Below are 11965 nucleotides of genomic sequence, written 5' to 3'. Positions count from 1 at the left end.
ACAGGTCGAGAGCTGGAGGAGGACCGCGTGCCGTTGATTCCGGCGCAGAAAACCGCCCGGAAGGTGCTACGCCATTCGGTGCGCGGGCAGATCCTCGACGCCCTGCGCGCGGCGCTGGTAGACGGCGAGCTGGTGCCGGGCGAGATCTACTCGGGGCCCGCGCTGGGGGAGCGTTTCGGGGTCTCCGCGACACCCGTACGCGAGGCGATGCAGCAGCTGGCCCTGGAGGGGGCGGTGGAATGCCTCCCGAACCGCGGCTTCCGCGTCCTGTCGCACACCGCGCGCGAGCTGGCCGAGCTGGCCGAGGTACGGGCCCTGCTCGAAGTCCCCGTGATGCTGAGGCTTGCCCGCGGCATGCCGACGGCGACGTGGGAGGCCCTGCGGCCGGCGGCCGCCGCGACGGCGGAGGCGGCGGCCGCCGGCGACGTGCCGGGCTACGCGGAGGCGGACCGGGCCTTCCACCGCGAGGTGCTCGCGCTGGCCGGCAACGACCAGCTGGTCCAGGTGGCCGAGGAGCTCCACCGCCGGGCGCAGTGGCCCCTGCCGGGCGCTGCGCGGGTGCGGCGGGCGGAACTCGTCGCCGACGCGGCCGAGCATTCGGCGCTGCTGGAGGCGCTGATCGCCGGTGACCTCGGCGTGGTGGAGTCCCTCGTACGCGAACACTTCGCGAGCCCGGCGCTCTGAACCGGGATGCGGGCTGGGCCACGCTCGCACCTGCCGCCGGGTGGGGCCGGGTCGCCCACAGGGCAATCCGGCCCGGCCCGGGGCTACACCGCAGGTGAAGGGGCCGGCTGGAGCTGGTCCGCCAGCCAGGTGGGGATGCCGCCCAGGAGGTGGAACAGGCGGCGGGCCTCCGCACGGAGGCGGGCCGCCTCGGGCTCCGGCTCGGCCTCGGCCAGCGCGGCCAGCGCCGGGGCCGTGCCGATCAGGAAGCCCAGCTCTTCGCGGATCCGCAGGGACTCCATGAACCCCTTGCGGGCCTCCGCCACCTCGCCGTCCCGCAGGGCCAGCGCCGCCAGATGCCGCCAGGTGAAGGACAGCAGCAGCGTGTCCCCGTGGGCCTCGGCCCCCGCGTGCGCCCGGTGGTACGCCGGACGAGCCGACTGCGGGTCGTCCGCCAGGTGCTCCGCGACCAGCCCGCGCCGGAAGTCCAGCAGCGGCCGGGTCCGGGATCCTGGCGCGAGGAGGGCCGCCGCGCGGCCCAGCGCGGAGCGGGCCTCGTCGGCCCGGTCGCGTACGCCGAGCACGGTGGCCGCGTACGCCAGCTGACCCCGTTCGCAGGCGGCCGCGCCGCGGTCGTCGTCGTCCCGCGCCACCGCCTCGGCGATCCGCAGCGCGTCCTCGGCCTCGGCCCAGCCCTGCCCCGTGAACAGGCAACGTTCGACCAGCAGCGCGGTCCGCTGCACCGCCGCCCCCGCGTGGGCGGGCTCGCCGACGTGTGGTGTCAGCAGCGCCGCCGCGTCGGTCCAACAGCCGCGCGAGCGCAGCCGCCATATCGCCCGCTGGAGGGGGTCGTCTCCCCCGGTGGATCCGGCACTCGACATGGCGGTATCCGCCACATTGCCCTCCCCAAAGCAATCAAGCAGCACATCGTTGAGCCCTGGGGCGAAATGAGAGCACGGATCGACGGCTCCGGCCAAGGGGTCGGGTGAACCTTTTCACAAAGTCCGGACGGATCATCAGCCACCCCCCGGCGGCCGGGGGGTGGATCTTCTCAGCTCATGCGCAGTGCCAGGAAGAAGTCGAGCTTGTCCTCCAGCCGGGACAGGTCCCGCGACGTCAACTGCTCGATTCGCCCGACCCGGTAGCGCAGCGTGTTGACGTGCAGGTGCAACCGCGTCGCGCAGCGGGTCCAGGATCCGTCGCAGTCGAGGAACGCCTCCAGCGTCGGGATGAGCTCCGCCCGGTGACGCCGGTCGTAGTCCCGCAGCGGGTCCAGCAGCCGGGCGGTGAAGGCGCGGCGCACGTCGTCCGGCACGAACGGCAGCAGCAGCACGTGCGAGGCCAGCTCGTGGTGGCCCGCCGCGCAGACCCGGCCCGGGCGGGCCGCGGCGACCCGGCGGGCGTGCCGGGCCTCCTCCAGCGCCCCGCGCAGCCCCTCGGCGGAGTGGACGGCCGCGCTGACGCCGAGCGTCAGGCGCCCGTCGTCGGCCAGACCGGCCTGCAGGGGGTCCCGTACGGCCGAGAGCAGCTCGTCGGCGTGCAGGGCCGAGTCGGGGCCCTTGTCCTCCCCGCTCTCCCCGATCAGCGTCGGCAGCGGTACGAGGGCGATGGCCTCGTCGCCGGAGTGGGCGACGGCGATCCGGTCCGAGGGCTCCGGCCCCGAGACGGACGGGTCGACGAGGATCTCCTCCAGCAGCGACTGGGCCACCGGGCCGCCGGGGATGTCCCCGCCGTCCCAGTCGACCCGGGCCACGACGACCTGCCAGTGCGGGGCCGAGCCCAGTCCGGGCAGCAGCACCGGGGCCGCCACCCGCAGGCGGGCGGCGATCTCGGCGGGCGGGGCACCCGTCTGGACCAGTTCGAGGACTTCCTGTGCGAGGCGGCGGCGCACGGTGCGGGCGGCGTCGCGCCGCTCCCGCTCGACGGCGATCAGCTGGGTGACGCCCTGGAGCAGGTCCAGGCGCTCGGCGGGCCAGTCGCCGGCGTCCGCCTCGACGGCCAGCAGCCAGTCCGACAGCACGCTCTCGCGCACGTCCCGGGCGGCCGGGCCCGCGGCTCCGCGGCCCTGTCCCCTGATCGGGAAGAGGGAGTAGGTAATACCCTGAATGGAGATCCGGTGCGGCCCCCTGCGGCCCGTCCGGACCGCCGCGAGGTGCTCACTCGCCAGCGCCGAGCAGATGCCCGGCGTCAGCGGCTCCCCGGCGCCGGCGATCTGCCGGCCCGTGGGCGAGAGCACCCAGGCCCGGAGATCGAGGTCGGTGGTGAGCAGATCCAGCACCACATCGGGTCCGCCGCCCGCCGGGCCCGAGGTCATCAGACGGCGATGGCGGTCGACGACGGCCGCCAGATCGCCCGCGCGCTCGCCGGAAACCTGTCGCACCACGTACTCGGTGATCGTGGCGAATGCAACGTCTTCGTTCACGGCGAACAGCGGCAGCCGGTTGCGCCGACAGGCTGAAACCAGATCTTCCGGGATGTCTCCCAGCTCCGCCTCGCCCGCGGCGAGCCCGGCGACGCCGGCGCTCGCGAGGATTCGTACGAACGGCTCTGAATCGGCTGAATTTCTTCGCCAGGCCAGGCCGGTGAGGACGAGTTCGCCCCCGGTGAGGTATCGGCTGGGATCGCGCAGGTCGGTCGTCATGACCCCGCGAACCGTCCGGTCGAGTTCTTCCTCGCCGCCCAGCAGCCGCAGCCCCAGCGCCTCGGTTTCCAGCAGTGCGCGCAGCCGCATGATGTCGCCGCCGATCTGTCTCGAATGTTGCCGTTGGAAATCGGGCAGGTCGTCGCATCCTGCCTTTCATACGAATCTACAAGACGAGGGAGGCCGCCAGCCAACTCCTTCATGGTTTCGGTGACTGCACCCGGGGGACAGGCGGCCGGTGTACTGAGTCCACACCGCGTTAACAGCACGTGAACGACCAGTCGAGGGCCTCAGGCCTCCTGGCTTGAAGTCAACGACACGATGAAGAAGAAGAGAGCCGCTCATGGACTTCCTTCGCCCCGCCAGCTGGGAGGAGGCGCTCGCCGCTAAGGCCGAGTTCCCCACAGCTGTGCCGATTGCGGGTGGCACCGACGTAATGGTCGAGATCAACTTCGACCACCGTCGGCCGGAGTACCTCCTGGACCTGAACCGCATCGGTCTGCTGCGGGAGTGGGAGGTCGGCGAGGACGTGGTTCGTCTGGGCGCCTCCGTCCCGTACACGCAGATCATGGAGAACCTCCGTACGGAACTTCCGGGACTCGCGCTCGCCTCGCACACGGTCGCGTCCCCGCAGATCCGCAACCGCGGCGGCGTCGGCGGCAACCTCGGTTGCGCCTCGCCGGCCGGTGACTCCCACCCCGCGCTCCTCGCGGCGGGCGCCGAGGTCGAGGTGGAGTCCGTACGCGGCTCGCGCCTGATCCCGATCGACGAGTTCTACACCGGCGTCAAGCGCAACGCGCTCGCCGCCGACGAGCTCATCAAGACCGTCCACGTCAAGAAGGCGGACGGCCCCCAGCAGTACTCCAAGGTCGGCTCCCGCAACGCGATGGTCATCGCCGTCTGCGCCTTCGGCCTGGCACTGCACCCCGAGACCCGCACGGTTCGCACCGGCATCGGTTCGGCCGCGCCGACCCCGATCCGCGCGAAGGCCGCCGAGGAGTTCCTGAACGCCGCGCTCGAAGAGGGCGGCTTCTGGGAGTCCGGCAAGGTCATCACCCCGTCGATCGCCAAGCAGTTCGGTGACCTCGCCTCCGGCGCGGCCAACCCGATCGACGACGTCCGCGGCACGGCGAAGTACCGCCGTCACGCGGTCGGCATCATGGCTCGCCGCCAGCTCGTCTGGACCTGGGAGCAGTACCGCGGTACCGGCAACGGCCGCTCGCTTGAAGGGGCTGCGTAATCATGCGCGTCAATTTCACTGTCAACGGCCGTCAGCAGGAAGCCGACGACGTGTGGGAGGGCGAGTCCCTCCTCTACGTCCTGCGCGAGCGCCTGGGCCTGCCGGGTTCGAAGAACGCCTGTGAGCAGGGCGAGTGCGGTTCCTGCACCGTCCGTCTCGACGGCGTGCCGGTCTGTTCGTGTCTGGTCGCGGCCGGTCAGGTCGAGGGTCGCGACGTGGTGACCGTCGAGGGCCTGGCGGACTTCGCCAAGCAGCGCGACGAGCACGGCCACGGCGGTGCCTGCGCCGCCGGCGGCGGCTGCGGCAGCAAGGGCGGCGTCTCCCTGGACGCGGCCAAGCAGTGGCAGGCCAAGCCGGGCGACTCGCAGACCGGCGAGGGCGTGCAGCTCTCCAACATCCAGCAGGCGTTCATCGACGCCGGCGCCGTCCAGTGCGGTTTCTGCACCCCGGGCCTCCTGGTCCAGGCCGACGCGCTGCTGGAGGAGAACTCCTCCCCGTCCGACCAGGACATCCGCGAGGCCCTGTCCGGCAACCTGTGCCGCTGCACGGGCTACGAGAAGATCCTCGACGCGGTCCGCCTCGCGGCCGCCCGTCAGTCTGAGGCGGTCTGACCATGGCCCAGAACACGCGCACGGTTCCGGCGGGTACGCCGACCAACGTCACGCAGAAGCACACCAAGGGCGGCATCGGCGAGTCCACGCTCCGCCCGGACGGCACCCTCAAGGTCACGGGTGAGTTCGCGTACTCCTCGGACATGTGGCACGAGGACATGCTGTGGGGCCAGACCCTGCGCAGCACCGTCGCCCACGCCGAGATCGCGTCCATCGACATCTCCGAGGCCCTGGCCATGCCGGGTGTCTACTCGGTGCTGACGTACGACGACCTGCCGGCCGAGATGAAGAACTACGGCCTGGAGATCCAGGACACCCCGGTTCTCGCCAACGGCCGGGTACGCCACCACGGTGAGCCGGTCGCCCTCGTGGCCGCCGACCACCCGGAGACCGCCCGCCGCGCGGCCGCCAAGATCAAGATCGACTACCGGGAGCTGCCGGTCGTCACGGACGAGGCCTCGGCACTCGCCGAAGGCGCGCCGCTGATCCACGAGGGTCGCGACGACCACCACTCCGGTCACGTCCCGCACCCGAACATCGTGCACCGCCAGCCGATCATCCGCGGCAACGTGGAAGAGGCCCGCAAGCGCGCCGACGTCATCGTCGAGGGCGAGTACACCTTCGGCATGCAGGACCAGGCCTTCCTCGGCCCGGAGTCCGGCCTGGCCGTGCCGTCCGAGGACGGCGGTGTCGACCTCTACGTCGCCACCCAGTGGCTGCACTCGGACCTCAAGCAGATCGCCCCCGTCCTCGGTCTCCCCGAGGAGAAGGTGCGCATGACGCTCTCCGGCGTCGGCGGTGCCTTCGGTGGTCGCGAGGACATCTCGATGCAGATCCACGCGTGCCTCCTCGCGCTGGCCACGAACAAGCCGGTCAAGATCGTCTACAACCGGTTCGAGTCCTTCTTCGGTCACGTGCACCGTCACCCGGCGAAGCTCTACTACGAGCACGGCGCCACCAAGGACGGCAAGCTCACGCACATGAAGTGCAAGATCGTCCTCGACGGTGGTGCCTACGCCTCGGCCTCCCCGGCCGTCGTCGGCAACGCGTCGTCCCTCTCGGTGGGCCCGTACGTCATCGAGGACGTCGACATCGAGGCGATCGCGCTCTACACGAACAACCCGCCCTGTGGCGCGATGCGCGGCTTCGGCGCCGTCCAGGCCTGCTTCGCTTACGAGGCCCAGATGGACAAGCTCGCGGCGAAGCTGGGCATGGACCCGGTCGAGTTCCGTCAGCTGAACGCCATGGAGATGGGCACGATCATGCCCACCGGCCAGGTCGTGGACTCCCCGGCCCCGGTCGCCGAGCTGCTGCGCCGGGTCAAGTCCCGCCCGCTGCCGCCGGAGCGCCAGTGGGAGACCGCGGGCGAGGGCGCGGACGTCCGCGCGCTGCCGGGCGGCCTGTCCAACACGACCCACGGCGAGGGCGTCGTCCGCGGCGTCGGCTACGCGGTCGGCATCAAGAACGTCGGCTTCTCCGAGGGCTTCGACGACTACTCGACGGCCCGCGTGCGCCTCGAGGTCATCAACGGCGAGCCCGTCGCGATGGTCCACACGGCCATGGCGGAGGTCGGCCAGGGCGGTGTCACCGTCCACGCCCAGATCGCCCGTACGGAGCTGGGTGTCACGCAGGTGACCATCCACCCGGCCGACACGCAGGTCGGCTCCGCCGGTTCCACGTCCGCCTCGCGGCAGACGTACATGACCGGTGGCGCGGTGAAGAACACCTGTGAGGCCGTCCGCGAGGCCGTCCTGGAGATCGGCCGCCGCAAGAACGGGTCCTACCACCCGGCGTGGGCCACCGCCGAGCTGCTCCTCGAGGGCGGCAAGGTGGTCACCGACGGTGGCGAGGTCCTCGCGGACATCGCGGAGATCCTGGAGGGCGAGGACGCGATCGACCTCGAACTCGAGTTCCGTCACCGCCCGACCGTCGCCTTCGACCTGAAGACCGGCCAGGGCGACGGCCACGTCCAGTACACCTTCGCCGCGCACCGCGCGGTCGTGGAGGTGGACACCGAGCTCGGCCTGGTCAAGGTCGTCGAGCTGGCGACCGCGCAGGACGTCGGCAAGGCCCTGAACATGCTCTCCGTGGTCGGCCAGATCCAGGGTGGTACCACCCAGGGCCTCGGCGTGGCGATCATGGAAGAGATCATCGTGGACCCGAAGACCGCGAAGGTGCGCAACCCCTCCTTCACGGACTACCTGATCCCGACCATCCTGGACACCCCGACCATCCCGGTCGACGTCCTGGAGCTCGCCGACCCGAACGCGCCGTACGGCCTTCGCGGTATGGGCGAGGCTCCGACCCTCTCGTCCACCCCGGCCGTCCTCGCGGCGATCCGGCAGGCGACCGGTCTGGAGCTCAACAAGACGCCGATCCGTCCGGAAGCCCTCACGGGAACCCTCTAGGACGGCGTGGTCCGGGGGCCGCGAGGCCCCCGGACCCCCTCAGACTCTCCGGGTGGTGCGACATGGGAACGTCACACTTCACACCGCACCGCCCGGAGTACATGAAGTACCGCACCGCTCGCGGCTCGCTTCATCCGGCAGTAATCCTGCGAGAACACCCCCAGCAGTACCGAAGTACCAGCGGTAATCCCGCAGTACCCGCAGTACACGCAATGAGAATTCGCGTCGCCTCGGGCCGTCACCCCGGGTCGTGCAGCCAAACGGAGTTTCCCAAATCCCGCGTCTCCAATCTTCATGCGGGTGCCCCTTTGAACCTTGGGAGTTAGGCACCATGACCCAGTCGTCTGTAGAGCCCAAGACCACCGCGGAAGAGGCCGGCGACGGCTCTCTCAATCCCGCCGGGCGTTCTTGGCTCGATCGGTACTTTCACATAACCCACAGAGGATCCAACGTCGGCAACGAGGTTCGTGGCGGTATCACGACCTTCATGGCGATGGCCTACATCCTCCTGCTCAACCCGCTGATCCTCTCCGGCAAGGACGTCGCCGGAGACACGATGAGCCAGAAGGCCGTCATCACGGCCACGGCGTTCGCCGCGGCCCTGACCACGCTCCTGATGGGCTTCGTCGGCAAGGTGCCGCTCGCCCTGGCCGCCGGACTCTCCGTCTCCGGTGTGCTGTCCTCGCAGGTAGCCCCCCAGATGACCTGGCCGCAGGCCATGGGCATGTGCGTGATGTACGGCGTCGTGATCTGTCTCCTGGTCGTCACCGGCCTCCGGGAGATGATCATGAACGCGATCCCGCTCGCCCTCAAGCACGCGATCACCATGGGCATCGGCATGTTCGTCGCCCTCATCGGCCTCGTGAAGGCCGGCTTCGTCGGCAACGGCGGGGAATTCGCTCCCCCCGTGACCCTCGGTGCCGCGGGTGAGCTCGCCGGCTGGCCCGTTCTGATCTTCTGCGTGACCGTGATCTCCATCTTCATGCTGCAGGCCCGCAAGGTCCGCGGCGCGATCCTGATCGGCATCGTCGGCGGCACCGTGCTCGCCGCGATCATCAACTTCGTCGCGGACGTCGACCCGAAGGCCTGGCGCAGCGGTGCCCCCGAGCTCACCGGCTCGGCGGTCTCGATGCCGGACTTCTCGCTCTTCGGCCAGGTCTCCTTCGGCGGCTGGGGCGACGTCGGTGTCATGACGGTCGGCATGATCGTCTTCACCCTGGTGCTCGCCGGCTTCTTCGACGCGATGGCCACCATCATCGGTGTCGGTACCGAGGCCAAGCTCGCCGACGACAAGGGCCGCATGCCGGGCCTGTCCAAGGCCCTGTTCATCGACGGTGCCGGTGGCGCCATCGGTGGAATCGCGGGTGGCTCCGGCCAGACCGTGTTCGTCGAGTCCGCCACCGGCGTCGGCGAGGGAGCCCGCACAGGTCTCGCCTCCGTCGTCACCGGCCTCTTCTTCGCCGCCTGCCTCTTCTTCACCCCGATCACCCAGATCGTCCCGGGTGAGGTCGCCTCCGCGGCCCTGGTCGTCATCGGCGCGATGATGATGCAGAACGCCCGCCACGTGGACTGGGCCGACAGCGCGACCTCGATCCCGGTCTTCCTGACCGTGGCGATCATGCCCTTCACGTACTCGATCACCGCGGGTGTCGCGGCCGGTGTGATCTCCTACGTGGCCATCAAGGTCGCGCAGGGCAAGGCCCGCGAGATCGGTGCCTTCATGTGGGCGCTGACCGTGATCTTCGTGGTCTTCTTCGCCCTGCACCCGATCGAGGGCTGGCTCGGGGTCAAGTAGCCCGGCCGCGATTCGTAGCCACCCTCCACGCATCCGATACTGGAAACCGAACGTCTCCGAGGAGGCCGCACATGCTGGACATCGCCGAAGATCTGAACCGGTGGGTCGAGCAGGGACGTGACTTCGCCGTCGCCACGGTCGTGGCGGTCGGCGGGAGCGCGCCCAGGCAGCCCGGGGCCGCACTCGCCGTGGACGGCGAGGGCACGGCCATCGGCTCGGTATCCGGCGGATGCGTGGAGGGCGCGGTGTACGAGCTGTGCCGGCAGGCACTTCAGGACGGCGAGACCGTCCGGGAGCGCTTCGGATACAGCGACGACGATGCCTTCGCCGTGGGTCTGACCTGCGGCGGAATCATCGACATCCTCGTGACCCCGGTCCCCGTGGGCTCTCCCGTACGGGAAGTGTTCGCGGCCGGTCTGGCCGCCGCCGCCCGTGGGGAGGCGGCGGCGGTCGCCCGGATAGCCGAGGGTCCGGCCGAGCTGATGGGCCGCGCGCTGCTCGTCCGCGCCGAGGGTCCCTTCCAGGGAGGCTTCGCAGGCCACCCCGAGCTGGACCGCACCATCGCCGAAGAGGCCCGCGCCATGCTCGACGCCGGCCGGACCGGCGTGCTGGAGATGGGTGCCGACGGCCGGCTCTGCGGAGAGCCGCTGAAGGTGCTGGTCGAGTCCAGCGTCCCGCCCCCGCGGATGATCGTCTTCGGTGCCATCGACTTCGCCTCCGCCCTGGTGCGCATCGGCAAGTTCCTCGGCTACCGGGTCACGGTGTGCGACGCACGGCCGGTGTTCGCGACGAGGACCCGCTTCCCCGAGGCGGACGAGATCGTCGTCGACTGGCCGCACCGCTACCTCAAGACCACCGCGGTCGACGGCCGGACCGTCCTGTGCGTGCTCACGCACGACGCCAAGTTCGACGTGCCGCTGCTCGAACTGGCCCTGCGGCTTCCCGTCGCCTACGTCGGCGCCATGGGCTCCCGCCGCACCCACGAGGACCGCAACGAGCGGCTCCGCGAGGTCGGCGTGACCGAGCTCGAACTGGCCCGGCTGCGCTCCCCGATCGGCCTGGACCTCGGCGCCCGTTCCCCGGAGGAGACGGCGCTGTCCATCGCCGCCGAGATCGTCGCCAACCGCCGCGGCGGCACCGGCGCCGCCCTGACCGGGGCGCACATCCCGATCCACCCCGATCTCCAGGCCACCTCGACCACGGTGATCGGCCGGATCGGCTCCGTCGCTTGAAGAGCTGACGCCGGAACGTGAGAAAAGGGCGCGCCCCGTAGGGGTTGCGCCCTTTTCGCGTTCCGCCTATTTTACCGGCCGGTAACAGGAGGAATCCTCTCCATCCCTTCCCCACACCGGAGTTGAACGGATGTCACGTACCCTCCGCACCTTGGGCGCGCTGGCCGCGGCCACCCTGCTGACCTCCTTCGCGCCGGCTGCGGCCGCGCCCGGAGAGGGCCTGCGCGAGGTGCTCTTCGTCGGGAACAACTGGGAGGGGACCGCCGACGTCCTCGCCTCCACCGGCGATCTCGCCAAGGTCGGCCGGATCAACGTGATCCCCGACAAGGAGGAACGGCTCCGGGAGATCTACCTCAACCCCGTGAAGCTCGGCTTCTTCCTGGGGATCCGCGCCACGGCGGGCGAGGGCCACGACCAGTTCGTGGACGACATGTACACCACGCCGGACGGCTCGGCCGTGGTCGCCTCCCGGCCCAGCTTCGCCGACGTCGTCTCGGTCGACGTGCGGACGGGGCGGATCAACTGGCGCTTTCCCGTCGCCGGTTACCGCGCCGACCACATGGCCGTCTCGCCGGACGGCACCCGGGTCGCGGTATCGGCCTCCACCGCCAACACCGTGCACGTCCTGGACATGGCCACCGGCCGGCAGGTCGGCTCCTTCGGCACCGGCGACAAGCCCCACGAGAACAGCTTCAGCCGCGACGGCCGCTTCCTGTGGAACAGCTCCATCGGAGACGTGACCTCCGCCCTCGACGCGCCCTGGCTGGACTGGACGAAGGGCGACCGCAAGATCACCGTGGTCGACGCGCAGACCTTCCGCACGGTCCGGGTGATCGACATGCGGGAGCGGCTGGACGCCTTCGGCCGCCCGGACCTGTCGGACGCGGTACGCCCCGTCTCCTTCAGCCCCGACGAGTCGAAGCTCTACTTCCAGGTGTCGTTCTTCAACGGCTTCCTGGAGTACGACGTGGCCACCGACCGGATCACCCGCCTCAAGACCCTCCCCGAGAACCCCGCCACCAGCACCGACCGCACCAAGTGGGTCAACGACTCCCGCCACCACGGCATGTCCATGAGCCCGGACGGGACCAAGCTCTGCATCGCGGGCACCATGGACGACTACGCGACCGTCGTGGACCGGGCCACCCTCGCCGAAGGGCCGCTCGTACCCGCCGACAAGCCGTACTGGGCCACCGTCGACGGCGACGGCACGGCCTGCGTGATCTCCGAGAGCGGCGCCGACCGGGTCACGGCCATCGACTTCGCCACCGGCGCCAAGCGGGTCTCCGTCCCCGTCGGCGACCACCCGCAGCGGGTCCGCCTCGGCCGCGTCCCGGCGGGCTGGACCGGACCCGCCGCCGCCCGGTAGCCGCAC

9 protein-coding genes are annotated in these 11965 nt (G+C 70.6%); 7 read left to right on the top strand and 2 right to left on the bottom strand.

Annotated features, from left to right (window positions below; translation table 11 throughout):
- The first annotated feature begins 27 nt into the window (after window positions 1-27).
- Window positions 28-684: a GntR family transcriptional regulator gene (locus tag ACFYOB_RS14200; RefSeq protein WP_388559424.1), complete on the top strand. Its 657-nt coding sequence runs from the start codon at window positions 28-30 to the stop codon at window positions 682-684.
- A gap of 83 nt (window positions 685-767) precedes the next feature.
- On the opposite strand, the gene ACFYOB_RS14195 is transcribed toward ACFYOB_RS14200, so the two are convergent.
- On the bottom strand, window positions 768-1544 hold the full coding sequence (locus ACFYOB_RS14195) for a hypothetical protein (protein ID WP_388559421.1): 777 nt from the start codon (window positions 1542-1544) through the stop codon (window positions 768-770).
- A 170-nt stretch (window positions 1545-1714) separates the two neighbouring features.
- Complete coding sequence (locus ACFYOB_RS14190; RefSeq protein ID WP_388559418.1) at window positions 1715-3394, bottom strand: PucR family transcriptional regulator; 1680 nt, start codon at window positions 3392-3394, stop codon at window positions 1715-1717.
- A gap of 253 nt (window positions 3395-3647) precedes the next feature.
- Here ACFYOB_RS14190 and ACFYOB_RS14185 point away from each other — a divergent pair, with 253 nt between their 5' ends.
- From ACFYOB_RS14185 to ACFYOB_RS14160, 6 genes are all read left to right on the top strand, one after another.
- A complete protein-coding gene (locus ACFYOB_RS14185) occupies window positions 3648-4544 on the top strand; it encodes a xanthine dehydrogenase family protein subunit M (RefSeq protein ID WP_326587260.1) in 897 nt (298 codons plus the stop codon).
- 2 nt (window positions 4545-4546) lie between these two features.
- The gene (locus ACFYOB_RS14180) at window positions 4547-5155 is read left to right on the top strand and encodes a (2Fe-2S)-binding protein (protein WP_388559415.1); all 609 of its coding nucleotides are present in this window, start codon (window positions 4547-4549) and stop codon (window positions 5153-5155) included.
- A 2-nt stretch (window positions 5156-5157) separates the two neighbouring features.
- Window positions 5158-7563 carry a xanthine dehydrogenase subunit D gene (gene pucD, locus ACFYOB_RS14175; protein ID WP_328928326.1) on the top strand — a complete coding sequence of 802 codons (2406 nt, stop codon included), beginning with the start codon at window positions 5158-5160 and terminating at the stop codon, window positions 7561-7563.
- 331 nt (window positions 7564-7894) lie between these two features.
- Window positions 7895-9358 carry an NCS2 family permease gene (locus ACFYOB_RS14170; RefSeq protein ID WP_388559412.1) on the top strand — a complete coding sequence of 488 codons (1464 nt, stop codon included), beginning with the start codon at window positions 7895-7897 and terminating at the stop codon, window positions 9356-9358.
- 71 nt (window positions 9359-9429) lie between these two features.
- A complete protein-coding gene (locus ACFYOB_RS14165) occupies window positions 9430-10590 on the top strand; it encodes an XdhC family protein (protein ID WP_388559410.1) in 1161 nt (386 codons plus the stop codon).
- A 130-nt stretch (window positions 10591-10720) separates the two neighbouring features.
- Window positions 10721-11959: a YncE family protein gene (locus ACFYOB_RS14160; RefSeq protein ID WP_388559407.1), complete on the top strand. Its 1239-nt coding sequence runs from the start codon at window positions 10721-10723 to the stop codon at window positions 11957-11959.
- Window positions 11960-11965 lie beyond the last annotated feature (6 nt).

This window comes from Streptomyces sp. NPDC006463 (genome assembly GCF_042870715.1).
Lineage (GTDB): Bacteria > Actinomycetota > Actinomycetes > Streptomycetales > Streptomycetaceae > Streptomyces.
This window is presented reverse-complemented; position numbering and strand designations above follow the sequence as displayed.

What these genes read in the sequence shown, in the direction of transcription:
- ACFYOB_RS14160 (WP_388559407.1), top strand. Translation starts at nt 10,721, where the DNA reads ATGTCACGTACCCTCCGCACCTTGGGCGCGCTGGCCGCGGCCACCCTG.
- ACFYOB_RS14170 (WP_388559412.1), top strand. Translation starts at nt 7,895, where the DNA reads ATGACCCAGTCGTCTGTAGAGCCCAAGACCACCGCGGAAGAGGCCGGC.
- ACFYOB_RS14185 (WP_326587260.1), top strand. Translation starts at nt 3,648, where the DNA reads ATGGACTTCCTTCGCCCCGCCAGCTGGGAGGAGGCGCTCGCCGCTAAG.
- ACFYOB_RS14190 (WP_388559418.1), bottom strand. Translation starts at nt 3,394, where the DNA reads ATGCGGCTGCGCGCACTGCTGGAAACCGAGGCGCTGGGGCTGCGGCTG.
- ACFYOB_RS14180 (WP_388559415.1), top strand. Translation starts at nt 4,547, where the DNA reads ATGCGCGTCAATTTCACTGTCAACGGCCGTCAGCAGGAAGCCGACGAC.
- ACFYOB_RS14195 (WP_388559421.1), bottom strand. Translation starts at nt 1,544, where the DNA reads ATGTCGAGTGCCGGATCCACCGGGGGAGACGACCCCCTCCAGCGGGCG.
- pucD (WP_328928326.1), top strand. Translation starts at nt 5,158, where the DNA reads ATGGCCCAGAACACGCGCACGGTTCCGGCGGGTACGCCGACCAACGTC.
- ACFYOB_RS14165 (WP_388559410.1), top strand. Translation starts at nt 9,430, where the DNA reads ATGCTGGACATCGCCGAAGATCTGAACCGGTGGGTCGAGCAGGGACGT.